Genomic DNA, 16032 nt, shown 5'->3' with positions numbered 1-16032 from the left:
CTCAAATTTTGCCTTGGCCATGTGATATCCCCCTACTTCCGCTTGGAAATGATTTCTTCGGCGATTTGCGCCGGAACTCGCTCGTAATGGTCAAACTGCATGCTGTAACTGGCCCGCCCCTGAGTCATGGACCGCAGTTGCGTCGCATAACCGAACATGGAACTCAACGGAACGTGGGCACGAATGATCTGCGTTCCGTGTCGGGACTCCAGATTGGTGATCTTCCCTCTGCGCCCATTGACGTCGCCCATGACGTCGCCGAGATAATCCTCCGGCGTCAGCACTTCCACGGACATCACCGGTTCCAGGAGGACCGGCTTGCTTTTGCGGCAGGCCTCCTTAAAGCACATCGAACCAGCGATGAAAAAGGCTTGCTCCGATGAGTCCACCTCGTGGAAGGACCCGAACACCAACTTCACCGAGATATCCACCACCGGGAACCCCGCCAACACCCCGGAACTCATGGCGTCCTTGACGCCCTTTTCCACGGCCGGAATGTATTCCTTGGGAATGACGCCGCCGACGATGGAATTGGTAAAGGCAAATCCACCGCCCGGCTCCTGGGGTTCGACTTCCATGACGGTGTGGGCGTACTGGCCGCGACCACCGCTTTGTTTGACGTACCGCGTTTCCTGCTTCGTCGGGACGGTGATGGTTTCCCGGTACGCCACCTGGGGCTGACCGACGTTGGCGTTCACTCCGAATTCTCGGGTCAAACGGTCGACGATGATTTCCAGATGTAGTTCTCCCATCCCGGCGATCAAGGTCTGGTTGGTCTCTTCATTGGTCTTGACCCTGAAGGAAGGATCTTCCTTGGCCAACTTGGCCAAGGACTGGCTCAGTGCATCGCGGTCGGCCTTGGTCTTGGGCTCAATGGCTACCTCGATGACCGGCTCGGGGAAATCCATGGACTCCAGCATGATCAACCTCTCCGGAGCACAAAGCGTATCTCCCGTCGAGGCGTGCTTCAGGCCTACGGCGGCGACGATGTCCCCGGCGTAGGCTTCCTTGATTTCCTCGCGTTTGTTGGCATGCATCTTCAGCAGACGACCGATGCGCTCCTTTTTCCCGCTGGTGATGTTGACCACGGTCATCCCGCTTTCGATCTTCCCTGAGTAGATGCGCAGAAACGCCAAGTGGCCGACATAAGGATCATTAGCCAGCTTGAAGGTCAAGGCGCTCAGTGGCAAGTCGTCGTTGCAGGGGCTGGTCATCTCCTCGCCGGTATCGGGGTTGACCCCCTTCATGTCCGCAACGTCTACCGGACTCGGGAAGAACGACACGACGGAATCCAGCAACGGCTGCACCCCTTTGTTCTTGAATGCCGAACCGCACAGCACCGGACAAATCTTCATGGATATGGTAGCAGCGCGCACGGCGTTCATCACGGATTCCGGTTCCAGCTCTTCGCCGCCCAGATATTTCTCAAGAAGTTCCTCGTCTTCCTCAGCCACGGCTTCCAGCATGAGCTGACGCCAGGAATCAAACTCTTCCCGATACTCTTCGGGAATATCGACATAGGCGTACTCTTTGACGACCACGGAACCGTCGTCAAAAAACAGGGCCTTGCCTTGAATAAGGTCGATGATGCCCTTGAAATTTTCTTCGGCTCCGATGGGAATCTGCAAGGGAACAGGCTTCGCTTTAAGCCGATCTTTGATCATCTCCACGACACGGAAAAAGTCCGCGCCGGTCCGATCCATTTTATTCACGAAGGCCAAGCGCGGTACCTTGTAGCGGTCAGCCTGTCGCCAGACGGTTTCGGACTGAGGCTCCACCCCGCCCACAGCGCAAAATACGGCTACGGCTCCGTCCAGAACCCGCAGGGAGCGTTCCACTTCCACCGTGAAGTCCACGTGGCCGGGAGTATCGATGATGTTGATCCGGTGATCCTTCCAGATGCAGGTCGTGGCGGCGGATGTGATGGTGATCCCCCGCTCCTGCTCCTGGACCATCCAGTCCATGACAGCTTGCCCGTCATGAACCTCTCCGATCTTGTGCGAAACCCCGGTATAAAAAAGGATCCGTTCGGTGGTCGTCGTCTTTCCGGCGTCAATATGGGCCATGATGCCGATATTGCGCTGCCGCTCTATTGGTACGGTTCTTGGCACGAGTAAATCCTTATTTTACCAGCGAAAATGCGCAAAGGCCTTGTTCGCGTCAGCCATCTTATGCGTGTCTTCACGCTTTTTCACGGCTCCACCACGATTGTTGTAGGCATCCAGGAGCTCCGCGCCCAGACGCTGCACCATGCCTTTCTCCCCACGATTCCGGGAGTAATTGATCAGCCACCGAATGGCCAACGAAGTTTGCCGACCGGAAGCGACCTCAATCGGTACCTGATAAGTCGCGCCGCCCACGCGCCGAGACTTAACCTCGACCTGGGGGCGGACGTTGTCCACGGCCTGCTCGAATGACTTCAAAGCCGGCTCCTGAGTTTTCTCGGAGAGAAAGTCCAGGGCTTGAAAGAAGATGCCTTCGACTACGCTTTTCTTGCCACCATACATCAACCGATTGATGAACCTGGTGACTAACTGGCTGCCGTACACCGGGTCAGGCAGAATGACTCGCTTCGGGATGGGTCCTTTTCTTGGCATGTTTCTCTGATCCTTTTACGATTTTGGTCGCTTCGCCCCGTACTTGGAGCGGCTTTGGCGGCGGTCCTGCACCCCGGAGGTATCCAGACTGCCGCGCACGATGTGGTAACGCACGCCGGGCAGGTCCTTGACGCGACCACCGCGAATCATGACCACGGAGTGCTCTTGAAGATTATGACCTTCTCCGGGAATATAGGATGTCACTTCGATCCCGTTGGTCAACCGGACACGGGCAACCTTTCGCAATGCCGAGTTCGGCTTCTTCGGGGTGGTCGTATAAACCCGAACGCAGACGCCGCGACGTTGCGGACAGCTCTGCAGGGCCGGGGTCTTTTTCCGCTTTTCGATTTTCTTTCGCTCATTGCGAATCAACTGACTGATCGTGGGCATACATGCGTCTCCAGATTGAACGTCAAAAGAGGGGATGTTTATTATTTCAAGCTCTGCTTGTCAACCCTTGTTTCAAACTCCGATCCAAGGTCCGACATCGTGCGCGCTTTCGGGCGTAAAAAAGTGGAAACCGGTCGTCCGGTTTCCACTTCCCGCGGACAATCACGAAACCAGGTCGTGATTATGTCCGAGGCATGTGCCTGATGGTGGTCAGTATTCGTCCACCAACAGATGGTCCTGCTCCAGATCCTCCAGAAAGGAATCTTCTCGCTCCGGTTGTTCCGGGACGATGATGTCGCAATCCGTGTAGCGACGATAGCCCGTACCGGCCGGAACGAGTCGTCCGACGATCACGTTCTCCTTGAGTCCCAGCAGATAGTCCTCCTTGCCGCGCAGGGAAGATTCGGTCAGGACCTTGGTTGTTTCCTGGAACGACGCCGCGGAGATGAACGAGTCCGTGTTCAAGGAAGCCTGGGTGATGCCCAGTACCAGCGGCTCGGCCACCGCCGGCTGCAGTCCGTTTTCCAGACATCGCAGGTTTTCGTGCATGAAGCGATGCTTGTCCACCTGCTCGCCTAGAAGAAACGTTGTCTCTCCCGGCTCGATGACCTGAACTTTTTTCAGCATCTGTCGAACGATCACTTCAATGTGCTTGTCGTTGATCTGCACCCCTTGGTGCCGATACACGTCCTGGACCTCTTCCACGAGATACTTGGCCAACTGTTTCTCGCCCTTGATCTTCAGGATGTCGTGCAACTCCGGATAGCCTTCGGTGAGCAGCTCGCCGGCTTCGACCAGGTCGCCCTCCTGCACCGTGATGTGCTTGCCCTTGGGCACCAGGTACTCCTTCGCCTCACCGGTGTCCGGGGTGACGATCAGCTTACGCTTGCCCTTGGCGTCCGGCCCGAAGGAGACGAGACCGTCGATTTCCGAAACCACTCCCAGTTCCTTGGGCTTGCGGACCTCGAACAGTTCGGCCACGCGGGGAAGACCGCCGACGATGTCGCGGGTCTTGGAGGTCTCCCGCGGCTTCCGGGCGATGATGTCTCCGGGACGGACCTGGTCGCCGTCCTGGACCATGAGCACCGCGCCCACGGGCAATTGGAACATGGCCGGGGAATTAGTCCCCGGACGAATCACCTGGGTGCCCTGATCGTCATGGATGGCAATGGCCGGGCGATAATTGGTCGTCCGGTACTCGATAATGGTCTTGGTGGTCCGCAGAGTGGTTTCATCCATCTTGTCCTGGAAAGTCCGCCCCTCGATGATATCCGTAAACCGGACCGAACCTTCCACGTCCACGACAAAGGGTTCGTTGAAAGGGTCCCACTCCACCAGCAATTTGCCTTTTTCCACTTCCTGCTGATCCTGGACGAACAGCTTCGCGCCCAGGGGCAAGGTATACTTTTCCCGCTCCCGGCCTTGATCATCCACGATGCTCAACTGACCGCTCTTGTTGATGATCAGGGCATGGCCTTCGGAGTTCTCCACGGTCTTGACCCGGGAGAGAATCACCCGACCGACAAAGTGGGCCGTGATGGAGGACTGCTCGATTTCCTTGGACGCGGTACCGCCGATGTGGAAAGTGCGCATGGTCAGCTGGGTACCCGGCTCGCCGATGGACTGGGCCGCGATGATTCCCACGGCCTCGCCCACGTTGACCAGACGGCCCGTGGCCAAATCCTGGCCATAGCAGGACGCGCAGACCCCGTGAGGGCTTTTGCAGGTCACCACCGAGCGCACAGTCATGGCGTTCAGGCCCGAGGTCTCGATCATTTGCGCGTACTGCTCGCTGATCAGTGTGTTCGCCGGAATCATCACCTCGTCCGTGACCGGGTCGAAGACGTCGAACATGGTCAACCGACCGGCAACGCGTTGACTCAGCCGCTCCTTGATTTCGCCCGCCTTGATCATGTGTCCGATGTCCAGGCCGTCCACGGTGCCGCAGTCCTTTTCATAGATCTGCACGTCCTGGACCACGTCCACCAGTCGTCGGGTCAGGTACCCCGAGTTGGCCGTTTTCAGCGCCGTGTCCGCCAAGCCTTTTCGTGCTCCGTGGGTGGAAATGAAGTACTGGAGCACGGTCAGCCCCTCACGGAACGAGGCCGTGATCGGCGTTTCGATGATTTCCCCCGACGGCTTGGCCATCAGGCCGCGCATCCCGGCCAGCTGACGCATCTGGTCCGGGTTGCCACGTGCACCGGATGTGGACATCATGAAGATCGGGTTGAAGCTGATATTCTCCTCTTGCCGACCGGTTTTTTCATCGGTCAGAAGTTCATGAGACATCGTGTGCATCATTTCCTTGGCCACGTCGTTGGTGGCTTTGGTCCAGACGTCCACGACCTTGTTGTATTTCTCGGTCCGGGTAATAATTCCGTCGCGGTACTGGGCCTCGATATGGGTCACCTCTTCAAAGGAGTTTTTCAGAATGACTTCCTTTTGCTCCGGGATCGTCAGGTCCTTCAGGCCCACGGACAGGCCGGCCCGGGTGGAGAACTCGTACCCCATGTCTTTGAGGCGGTCGCAGAGGATGACCGTGGCCTTGATCCCGGCCCGTCGATATGCCTCGCCAACCAAGCGGGCGATACTCTTCTTGTTCAGAAGTTGGTTGACCAGTTCGAAGGGGACCCCCGGAGGAAGCAACTCCGCCACCAGGATTCTCCCTGGGGTGGTGTCCACCAGCTTCCCGTCCATCCGGACCTTGATCCGGGCATGAAGATCGAGGGCTCCCGCGTCATACGCCGCGCTGACCTCCCACGAATCGGCGAAAACCTTCCCTTCCCCCTTGCTGAAGGAGCGATCCACCGTCAGGTAGAACAGGCCGAGCACGATATCCTGGCTGGGAACGATGATCGGCACCCCGTTGGCCGGGGACAGGATATTGTTCGTGGACATCATCAATACCCGGCATTCGATCTGGGCCTCGATGGACAAAGGAATGTGCACGGCCATCTGGTCGCCGTCAAAGTCCGCGTTGAACGCGGTGCAGACCAGCGGGTGGAGCTGAATGGCCTTGCCTTCCACCAGCAGCGGTTCAAAGGCCTGAATCCCCAAACGGTGCAGAGTGGGGGCACGGTTGAGCATGATCGGGTATTCCCGGACCACGTCTTCCAGAATATCCCAGACCACCACGTCCTCGCGCTCGACCATCTTCTTCGCGCCCTTGATGGACGTGGTCAATCCGCGCTTTTCCAACTGGGAATAGATGAATGGCTTGAACAACTCCAGGGCCATTTTCTTGGGCAGGCCGCATTGGTGCAGCTTCAGCTTCGGCCCGACCACGATCACCGAGCGGCCGGAATAGTCCACCCGTTTGCCCAAAAGATTTTGACGGAACCGGCCCTGCTTGCCTTTGATCATGTCGCTCAGGGACTTCAGCGGACGACCATTCGTTCCGGAAATCGGACGTCCACGACGGCCGTTGTCGAACAGCGCATCCACGGACTCTTGAAGCATCCGCTTTTCGTTGCGGATGATGATGTCCGGAGCGCCCAGTTCCATCAACCGCTTCAGACGATTGTTCCGATTGATCACCCGGCGGTAAAGGTCATTGAGATCCGAAGTGGCGAAGCGTCCGCCGTCCAGAGGCACCAAAGGCCGTAGCTCCGGAGGAATGATCGGGATGACTTCCATGATCATCCACTCCGGGCGATTACCGGACTCCAGAAAGGCCTCAATGATCTTCAGGCGCTTGGCGACCTTCTTCTTTTTCGTCTGGGACTTGGTTTTGGCGCCCTCTTCACGCAACTCGGTCCTGAGCGCCGCAAGGTCCAGTTCCTCGATCAGCTTGCGGATGGATTCCGCACCCATCCCCACGGTGATGGCGTCTTCGCCGAAGTGTTCGATAACCTGGTAATATTGTTCCTCGGAGATGACCTGGTACTTCAGCAGGTTGGTCTGTCCGGGGTCCAAAACGATGAAGGAATCGAAGTAGAGCACCTTTTCCAAATCGGCCATGGTCATGTCCAGAAGTGTGCCGATCTTGGAGGGCAGGCTTTTCAAAAACCAGATATGGGCCACCGGCGAGGCCAACTCGATATGCCCCATCCGTTCCCTGCGGACCTTGGAGGCAATCACTTCCACCCCGCACTTCTCGCAGACGATCCCTCGGTGCTTCATCCGTTTGTACTTGCCGCAATTGCACTCGTAGTCCTTCACCGGGCCAAAGATCTTGGCGCAGAACAGACCGTCCCGCTCCGGCTTGAAGGTCCGGTAATTGATGGTTTCCGGTTTCTTAACCTCGCCGAAAGACCATTCACGAATGGTCTCCGGCGCGGCGATGGATATCTTAATGCCCTTGAGCGTCTTGCTGTTGGGCGTGGTTGAAGAACTTCCCCGCATGGAAAAAAGTTCGTCTAACGACATTGTGTGTCCCCCTTTGGGTCCTCGGATCACTCTCTGTGGCAAACCGCTTTCAATCCCGACCAGTTGGTCTTTGATCGGGAAAAACCGCTCCTCGCAAGCCGTCAGTCATCCCGGTGGCGACTTTACGCCCGGGATGCTTTCCAACATCCCGCTAGGCGGAACCGCGGCGTTTCTTCTTCTCTTCCTGGAGCAACGTGACGTCCAACCCCAGGGACATCAATTCCTTGATCAACACGTTGAAGGACTCCGGCAGACCGGCCTCGAGAAAGTTGTCGCCCTTGACGATCTTCTCGTACATGTGCACCCGGCCGGTGACGTCGTCGGACTTGACGGTCAGGAACTCCTGGAGCACATGGGCCGCGCCGTAGGCTTCCATGGCCCAGACTTCCATCTCGCCCAGCCGCTGTCCGCCGAACTGAGCCTTGCCGCCCAAAGGCTGCTGGGTGACCAGGGAGTAAGGTCCAGTGGAACGAGCATGGATTTTCTCGTCAACCAAGTGGTGCAGCTTCAGGATGTACATGCTGCCCACGGTCACCCTGTTGTGGAAGGCTTCGCCGGTTCGTCCGTCAAAAAGGACGCTCTTCCCGTCCTCCGGCAATCCGGCCTTGCGCAGCCATTTCCAGATTTCATCCTCATGGGCGCCGTCAAAAACCGGGCTCTTGGTGATGATCCCATTGCGCAGTTCCCGCACGGCGGAGACGAAGTCTTCGTCGTCCAGCTCGTCGACCAGGGAGGAGATGGCCTCAGAGTCGAAGACGTCCTTAATCTCCCGGCGCAAATGGGCCACATCATCGCCTCGCTCGACCATCCGGGCCACCTGTTTCCCCAGTTCCAACGCGCCCCAGCCCAGGTGGGTTTCCATAATCTGCCCGATGTTCATTCGGGAGGGCACGCCCAGTGGGTTCAGAACGATGTCCACGGGAGTTCCGTCGGCGAAGAACGGCATGTCTTCCTCGGGCAAAATACAGGAGACCACGCCCTTGTTGCCGTGACGGCCGGCCATCTTGTCGCCCACGGACAGCTTGCGCTTCACGGCCACGTACACCTTGACCATCTTGATCACGCCAGGAGGCAAATCGTCGCCCTCGGTGATCCGCTCGCTTTTGATCTTGTAGGATTCCTGAACAAAGCTGATCTGTCGCTCATAGTCCCCAATCAGCTCTTGAAGCTGGTCGTTCACGGCCTTGGCCACGAACAATCCGGCCAGTTTTTTCAAAGGCACCTGATCCAGAACGTCGCGGGTCATGAACATATTCGCTCCCACGAGCACTTCGCCCTTGCGCTTGCCCATCAGCGTCTGGCCGAGCCGTTTTCCGTCCACTACCCGCCAGACTTTTTCCCGCATGGCCTCCGTCAGTCCGGAAATGATCTGCCGTTCCTTGGCCTCCAACCGGATCAGCTTGTCCTTTTCAATGGCCTTGGAGCGATCGTCCTTGTCCCCCATCCGTCGGTTGAAAACCCGCACATCGATGACCGTGCCCTCAATACCCGGTGGGACTTTGAGCGAGGAGTTCTTTACATCCCGGGCCTTGTCCCCGAAAATGGCCCGAAGCAATTTTTCTTCGGGCGTAAGCTGCGTTTCTCCCTTTGGCGTGATCTTGCCCACCAGAATGTCGTCGGGCTGAACCGGCGCGCCAATGCGGATAATCCCGCTTTCATCCAGGTTGCGCAGCATCTCTTCGCCGACATTGGGAATGTCCTTGGTCACCTCTTCCGGGCCCAGTTTGGTGTCCCGGGCCACCAGTTCGAATTCCTCAATGTGCATGGAGGTAAAGACGTCTTCCTTGACCACCCGCTCGGAAATCAGAATGGAATCCTCGAAGTTGTAACCGCACCAGGGCATGAAAGCCACGAGTAGGTTCTTGCCCAAGGCCAGTTCGCCCTGCTGAGTTCCGGGGCCGTCGGCCAGCACCTGGCCCTTGGTGATGGTCTGTCCTTCCGCGACCAGAGGCTTTTGCCCGAAACAAGTATTCTGATTCGACTTGTGAAACTTGAGCAGTTCGTAAACCTTCAACCCCCCGGTTTCCGGAAACAAATCCCCTTCGTAGCTGACCACGATCCGTTCAGCGTCGGCATAGCGCACCACGCCGTCCCCGGCGGCCAGAACGCAGCTTCCTGAATCCTGGGCCACGATGCTCTCCATGCCCGTGCCGACGATGGGTCGCTCGCAGCGTAGCAAAGGAACAGCCTGACGCTGCATGTTCGACCCCATCAAAGCTCGGTTGGCGTCGTCGTGTTCCAGAAAAGGGATCAAGGACGCGGAAACCGAAACGATCTGGCTGGGAGAGATGTCCATCATGGTCACCTCGTCCCGGTTGACCAGGGCGAAGTCGCCCTTGACCCGAGCCGTGACGATCTCGTTGACGAAACGTCCGTCACGGTCCAGCTCGGCGTTGGCCTGGGCGATGACCTCCCCGCCTTCGCGGGAAGCGTCCATGTACAATACATCCAGGGAGGCCTGACCGTTTTTGACGATCCGGTACGGACTTTCGATAAAGCCGAAGGCGTTGACCTGGCCAAAGGTGGTCATGGAGACGATCAAACCGATGTTCGGTCCTTCCGGGGTTTCGATGGGACAAATCCGACCATAATGGCTGGTATGCACGTCCCGGACCTCGAACCCGGCCCGATCACGGGTCAGGCCGCCGGGACCAAGTGCGGAAAGACGCCGCTTGTGGGTCACTTCGGAAAGCGGGTTGGTCTGGTCCATGAACTGGGAAAGCTGGGAAGTGCCGAAAAATTCCTTGATCGCGGCCACCACGGGTTTGGGATTGATCAGGTCATGGGGCATCAGCGTGGCCACATCCTGGAGACTCATCCGTTCCTTGATGGCCCGTTCCATGCGTACCAAGCCGATGCGGTACTGGTTTTCCACCAACTCGCCCACGGGACGGACGCGACGATTGCCCAGGTGGTCGATGTCGTCGGAGGGACCGTGGGAATCCTTCAACTCAACTAAATGCTTCAGAGCCTTGAGGATATCGTCGTTGGTCAAGGTCCGCTGCTCCAGGGGCACGTCCAGGCCCAGTCTGGAATTCAGCTTATAGCGACCCACCGGAGATAGGTCGTAGTAGTCCGGATTGCGGAACAAATTGTCGAAGAAGGTCGAAGCCACCTCGGCCGTAGGCGGTGAACTGGGGCGCAACCGGCGAAAGATCTCTACCTGGGCCGACTCGATATCCGTGGTCTTGTCCAGCTGCATGGTCTCGCGAACCGTGGCCGAAACTTCAACCCCGGTGATGTACAGCACCGGGAGGCGCAACAGATTGGCTTCCTTGCACTGCTCGAGGAATGGTTCGGTGATTTCGTCGCCCACCATGGCCAGCACTTCCCCGGTTTCGGGATGGACGACATCCTGGGCCAGAAACTGACCGGGCAGTTGCGCGGGGTCGATCTCCAGCTTGGTGATCCCGGCTTTGATGATCTTCTTCCAGATCCGAGCCTTGACCATGGTTCCTGCCGAAGCCAGAACCTCGCCCGAAGAATCCGTCACATCCGCGTACAGTTGTTCCTTGCGAACCAGGGATTCCTGAATTTCGCGATAGACCTTGTCGCCTTCGAGTTGGTAGTATTCGGTCTTGTAAAAATAGTTCAGAATGTCTTCATTGGTCATCCCCATGGCCTTGAGCAGGATGGTCACCGGCATCTTGCGACGCCGGTCGATGCGCACATAGAAAATGTCCTTGTGGTCAAACTCAAAATCCAGCCAGGACCCGCGCATGGGAATGATCCGCGAGGAGTAGAGCACCTTGCGACTGGTGTGGGTCTTGCCGAAGTCGTGCTCGAAAATAATTCCAGGAGAACGCTGCAACTGGTTGACGATCACCCGTTCGGTCCCGTTGATGATAAAGGTGCCCTTTTCCGTCATCAACGGAATCGTACCAAAATAGATGTCCTGTTCTTTGATGTCCCGGATGGACCTGTTCCCCGTTTCCTCATCCACGTCAAAGACCACGAGCCGGACGCGAATGCGGACGGGAGCTTCATGGTGCAACCCCTTGGCCAGACATTCCGCGACGTCGAACTTTGGCTGACCTATTTCATAGCTGACAAACTCAAGCGTCGCGGTTTTGTTGAAGTCGTGAATAGGGAAAACAGAGCGAAAAACGCCTTCAAGTCCAACATCTGCTCTCGCGGCCGTCGCGATATCCTTTTGAAGAAAATGGTGATAGGATTGAATTTGGAGTTCGAGAAGATGGGGAGTATTGAGAACACTTTGGATTTTACCAAACTTTTTAACAAGTTGTGTCATCGTCACCCTCAACGTAATGCGTGTAAAAAGTTTCTATGATAAATGCGCGCCGGGCGCATGGGCGTGATATTGCAAACGGCATTTGATTGTTGACCGACTGTCGCCGACAACGACAATCCCCATCTTTGGAGAGATTGATTCATTGTTCTGAATCAGATAAAAGATGATGGGAGTGGATCATGCCAGGTAATATGGACTAATAAAAAAACTCAACTGGAGATTCGGAATTCGAAGAGATGTTGACGGTTAATGCTCTCAGTGCGTGCAGAATAAAACGTTAACACAGACTGTGTCGTATGGCGCTTCATCTTTCAAAGCGGCCGACCGTGAAGTGAATTTTCGAGCATTACGAAAGGAAATTGTCCTGACACTCACCTTAGCGCGGTGACCATTCTTCTTCCAAGCGTCCCCTCGGCCCTGGCTATTTCGGAAGAAGACAAGTTTGATGCGGGCTGATAAACAAAAAAGGAAACAGGAAGCGCGGGAATCCCACGCTTCCTGAAAAACTCACCGGGTTCGCGGCTACTTCAACTCGACCGTCGCGCCGGCCTCTTCCAACTGTTTCTTGGCTTCCTCGGCGTCGGCCTTGGCCGCGGCTTCCTTGATCACGGAAGGCGCTTCGTCGACCTTGGCCTTGGCTTCCTTCAGTCCCAAACCGGTCAAGGCGCGAACGACCTTGATCACGTTGATCTTGTTGCCGCCGGCACTGGCCAGAACGACATCGAACTCGGTCTTTTCTTCCGCGGCCGGAGCGTCAGCGCCGGCAACCGGAGCAGCGGCCACGGCGGCCACGGGAGCGGCGGCGGAGACGCCGAACTTCTCTTCCAATTCCTTGATGAACTCGGCGAGTTCCAGGACGGTCATGTTAGATATGAATTCAACAACTTGTTCTTTGGTAACGCTCATGATGATATTCTCCTGATGGCTTAAGCTTTGGCTCGTAAGATTAAACTGATTGCGTCTGTTCCTTCTGGTCCTTGATCGCGTTCAAAGCGTACAGAAAGTTCCGCAAAATATTGGCGAACAATCCGACAAAATTGGTCGGCACCGCGTTCATGGTCCCCAGGGCCCTGGCCAGCAACACTTCCCTTCCGGGCAGCTTGGCCAACTCGTCGATCTGAGCTGTGGACAGGAATTTGCCCTCAAGACTCGCGAATCGAGTGCTGAAATTCTTAGAGCCCTTCTCGAATTCGACGAGGATCTTGGCTGCTGCGACCGGGTCCCCGGCGCTAAAGGCAATGGCGCAGCAATCCTTGAGCGAGTCGTTCAAGACCGCGTGCGGCGTACCATCCAGGGCGATGCGGGCCAGGGTATTCTTGACGACATGATAATCAACCCCTGATTCCCGTAGCTTGACGCGCAACGGCGTCACTTCCTCAACCTTCAGACCTTTGAAGTCCGTCACGATGGCGATGCTGGCCGTGGAAGCCTTGCCTCGCAATTTCTCTATGACTTCGCCTTTTTGCGTTCTATTCACGTGTTCTCACCTCCTTTGCGGCATGGTACGGCAAAGAAGAGCCAAAGTGGGTCTCGGCAGGAAATTAAGGAGTTCACTCCACCTGCTGTCTTTGACTCCGGATTTGCCATCCGAAAAATGAAACATCGAGCCTGCTGAACACAGGCTCGATGGATAGTGCGACGGGACGTCAGTCTCGCGGCATGCTCTGCATATCGAGCTTGATGCCGAGCCCCATGGTCGTGGAAACGGCCATGGAACGGAAATACGTGCCCTTGGCGGAAGCAGGCTTGAGACGGGTGAGGGTGTCGATGACAGTACGCAGATTGTCCACAAGCTTGTCCGCACCGAAGGAAACCTTGCCCAAGGGAGAGTGAATCACTCCGGCCTTGTCAACCTTGAACTCAACGCGACCGGCCTTCATTTCCTTGACCGCCTTGCCGATGTCGAAGGTTACGGTCCCGGTCTTGGCATTAGGCATCAGGCCGCGCGGCCCGAGAATCCGACCAATCTTTCCGATCAGAGCCATCATGTCCGGAGTGGCCACGGCCTGATCGAATTCAAGCCAGCCTTCCTTGATTTTTTCGATCAGATCCTCGCCGCCGACGAAATCGGCTCCGGCATCCTTGGCTTCAGCTTCCTTGTCTCCCTTGCAGAACGCGGCGACTCGGACTTCCTTGCCCAGGCCGTGCGGTAAGGTCACCGCGCCACGGACCATTTGATCCGAGTACTTCGGATCAACTCCGAGACAGACGGCGACGTCGACGGTTTCGTCGAACTTCGCGTAAGCAAGCTTCAAGGCCAAATCCAAGCCGTCCTTGACCGGAAACTTGTTCTTCAGGTCCAGATCCTGGACGGCATTGCGATATTTTTTTCCATGTGTGGGCATGATCTTTCTTCCTTTCCCCTAAATTTCAACCTCGAGTCCCATGCTCCGCGCTGTCCCCATTACGGTCAGCATGGCGGCATCGAGGCTCCCCGCGGTCAGATCCGGCATCTTCAACTTGGCAATCTCCTCCACCTGGGCCTTGGAGACCTTGCCGACCTTGGTCTTGTTCGGTTCGCCGGACCCCTTGTCCAACTTGGCGGCTTTCAGCAGCAGCACCGAGGCCGGGGGGGTCTTGGTGACGAAGGTGAAAGTTCTGTCCGCGTACACCGTGATGATCACGGGAGTGATCATGCCTTTTTGGTCCTGCGTCTTGGCGTTGAAGCTCTTGCAGAACTCCATGATGTTCACCCCGTGCTGCCCCAATGCGGGGCCGACGGGAGGAGAAGGGTTGGCAGCCCCGGCCGGAACCTGGAGCTTGATTTTCGCTTTGATTTTCTTGGCCATGAATATACCTGCTCAATGATCCGCGACAATACGGAATTATGTTTTGCTCACCTGGACGAATTCCAGTTCCACCGGCGTCTGCCTCCCGAAAATGGAGACCGTTACCTTCAGCTTGCCCTTATCGTAGTTGACATCTTCCACAACGGCGTTGAAATTGGCGAACGGTCCGTCGATGACGCGGACCTCGTCGCCGCGTTCAAAAGAAAATTTGGGACGAGGCTGCTCTTGACGCGTTTCCATCATGTCCAAAATTTTCAACGCCTCTCGCTCCGGCATGGGCAACGGCCTGTTCTTTCCTCCCAAAAAACCGGTCACCCGAGGCAAGGATTGAACCAGATGCCAGGATTCGTCGGTCAGAACCATCTTGACCATGATGTATCCGGGGTAGAACTTGCGCGTGGAAGTCTTTTTCTCCCCCTTGACAAGTTCCACCACCTTCTCCGTCGGAACGACGACTTCCTCGATCAGACCAAGCGCTCTGCTGGTCCGGATCATTTCTTTGATGGTTCGTTCAACACGCTGTTCAAATCCCGTGTGCGTGTTAACGATGTACCATTGCGGTTTCGCTGTTGTCGTTTCCATGGATATCGAGGGTTGCCCGCCGTGAACGCCGTGAGGCCGAACAGGAGGATTTGGACGAAGGAAATTAGAGCCTAGTAGAGTATAACTTCAACGATTTTGGCCAGGGCCAGGTCTACGAGACCAAGAAAGAGAGACATGATGATTACAAGAACGACGACGGCCATACAGGTGGCCGTCGTCTCCTTGCGTGTCGGCCAAGTCACTTTCTTCAACTCCAGTTTGGATTTTTCAAAAAAATCCTTGAACTGAAGTGCTTTTTCCTTGATGTCGAAGCGTTTGGCCGGAGCCTTTTTGTCGTCGCCTGATTGTAATTTCGCCATATCTCATCCGCTAAGAAGTTGGCAGGCCAGGAGGGATTCGAACCCCCAGCCCCCGGATTTGGAGTCCGGTGCTCTAACCGTTAGAGCTACTGGCCTGCATTACAGAGAAAACGTCGACTACTTCGTTTCCCGATGGACCCGATGCCCTCCGCAGAACGGACAAAACTTCTTCATTTCGATCCGCCCCGTGGAGTTTTTCTTGTTTTTCTCCGTGGCGTAATTGCGTCGCTTGCAGTCGAGGCAAGCCAGTAACACATTGATTCGCATAACGCTTCCTTTAGTTCAGGATACCGAAACCGGATTATTCGACGATTTCGGAGATGACGCCGGCGCCGACGGTCCGGCCGCCTTCACGGATGGCGAAGCGCACGCCCAGTTCCATGGCAATGGGGGCGATCAACTCCACGTTGAAGGTCGCGTTGTCCCCGGGCATGACCATTTCCACGCCCTCCGCCAGGGTCACCACGCCGGTGATGTCCGTGGTCCGGAAATAGAACTGCGGACGATACCCGCTGAAGAACGGAGTGTGACGACCGCCTTCTTCCTTGGACAAGACGTATACCTCGGCCACGAATCTGCGGTGCGGGGTGATGGACTTGGGTGCGGCCAAAACCTGCCCGCGTTCCACGTCCTCGCGCTTCACGCCGCGCAAGAGCGCGCCGATGTTGTCGCCGGCCTGGCCCTGGTCCAGCAGCTTGCGGAACATCTCCACGCCCGTGCAGACCGTCTTGCGG

The 16032-nt window shown here is 56.6% G+C and carries 13 protein-coding genes and 1 tRNA gene; all 14 read right to left on the bottom strand.

The window, feature by feature from the left end:
- Positions 1 to 32 precede the first annotated feature (32 nt).
- Positions 33 to 2111: an elongation factor G gene (fusA, locus tag GY33_RS0112425; protein WP_031387641.1), complete on the bottom strand. Its 2079-nt coding sequence runs from the start codon at positions 2109 to 2111 to the stop codon at positions 33 to 35.
- A 15-nt stretch (positions 2112 to 2126) separates the two neighbouring features.
- Complete coding sequence (gene rpsG, locus GY33_RS0112420; RefSeq protein WP_031387640.1) at positions 2127 to 2597, bottom strand: 30S ribosomal protein S7; 471 nt, start codon at positions 2595 to 2597, stop codon at positions 2127 to 2129.
- Positions 2598 to 2612: 15 nt separating this feature from the next.
- Positions 2613 to 2987, bottom strand: coding sequence for a 30S ribosomal protein S12 (gene rpsL / locus GY33_RS0112415; protein WP_028573519.1), 375 nt, complete (start codon positions 2985 to 2987; stop codon positions 2613 to 2615).
- Positions 2988 to 3197: 210 nt separating this feature from the next.
- Positions 3198 to 7355 (bottom strand): DNA-directed RNA polymerase subunit beta', encoded by a 4158-nt coding sequence (rpoC, locus tag GY33_RS0112410; protein WP_031387639.1) that lies wholly within the window; start codon positions 7353 to 7355, stop codon positions 3198 to 3200.
- Between the two features lie 151 nt (positions 7356 to 7506).
- Positions 7507 to 11607, bottom strand: a complete 4101-nt coding sequence (rpoB, locus tag GY33_RS0112405; RefSeq protein WP_031387638.1) for a DNA-directed RNA polymerase subunit beta — start codon at positions 11605 to 11607, stop codon at positions 7507 to 7509.
- Positions 11608 to 12129: 522 nt separating this feature from the next.
- The gene (gene rplL, locus GY33_RS0112400; RefSeq protein WP_031387637.1) at positions 12130 to 12513 is read right to left on the bottom strand and encodes a 50S ribosomal protein L7/L12; all 384 of its coding nucleotides are present in this window, start codon (positions 12511 to 12513) and stop codon (positions 12130 to 12132) included.
- A gap of 40 nt (positions 12514 to 12553) precedes the next feature.
- Positions 12554 to 13084, bottom strand: a complete 531-nt coding sequence (rplJ, locus tag GY33_RS0112395; RefSeq protein ID WP_031387636.1) for a 50S ribosomal protein L10 — start codon at positions 13082 to 13084, stop codon at positions 12554 to 12556.
- Between the two features lie 169 nt (positions 13085 to 13253).
- Positions 13254 to 13952 carry a 50S ribosomal protein L1 gene (gene rplA / locus GY33_RS0112390; protein ID WP_031387635.1) on the bottom strand — a complete coding sequence of 233 codons (699 nt, stop codon included), beginning with the start codon at positions 13950 to 13952 and terminating at the stop codon, positions 13254 to 13256.
- Positions 13953 to 13970: 18 nt separating this feature from the next.
- Positions 13971 to 14396 carry a 50S ribosomal protein L11 gene (gene rplK, locus GY33_RS0112385; RefSeq protein WP_028573513.1) on the bottom strand — a complete coding sequence of 142 codons (426 nt, stop codon included), beginning with the start codon at positions 14394 to 14396 and terminating at the stop codon, positions 13971 to 13973.
- Between the two features lie 36 nt (positions 14397 to 14432).
- A complete protein-coding gene (gene nusG, locus GY33_RS0112380) occupies positions 14433 to 14978 on the bottom strand; it encodes a transcription termination/antitermination protein NusG (RefSeq protein WP_031387634.1) in 546 nt (181 codons plus the stop codon).
- 71 nt (positions 14979 to 15049) lie between these two features.
- Complete coding sequence (gene secE / locus GY33_RS0112375) at positions 15050 to 15298, bottom strand: preprotein translocase subunit SecE (RefSeq protein WP_031387633.1); 249 nt, start codon at positions 15296 to 15298, stop codon at positions 15050 to 15052.
- 19 nt (positions 15299 to 15317) lie between these two features.
- A tRNA-Trp gene (locus GY33_RS0112370) sits at positions 15318 to 15394 on the bottom strand.
- 21 nt (positions 15395 to 15415) lie between these two features.
- Positions 15416 to 15565 (bottom strand): 50S ribosomal protein L33, encoded by a 150-nt coding sequence (gene rpmG, locus GY33_RS0112365; RefSeq protein ID WP_028573510.1) that lies wholly within the window; start codon positions 15563 to 15565, stop codon positions 15416 to 15418.
- A 34-nt stretch (positions 15566 to 15599) separates the two neighbouring features.
- Positions 15600 to 16032: EF-Tu C-terminal domain-related protein (locus tag GY33_RS0112360; protein WP_031387632.1), on the bottom strand; the 433-nt coding region annotated here is incomplete at its 5' end.

The sequence above is a fragment of the Desulfonatronum thiodismutans genome, assembly GCF_000717475.1.
Lineage (GTDB): Bacteria > Desulfobacterota > Desulfovibrionia > Desulfovibrionales > Desulfonatronaceae > Desulfonatronum > Desulfonatronum thiodismutans.
The sequence above is the reverse complement of the archived record's forward strand: the minus strand, read 5'-3'. Positions and strand labels throughout refer to the sequence as shown.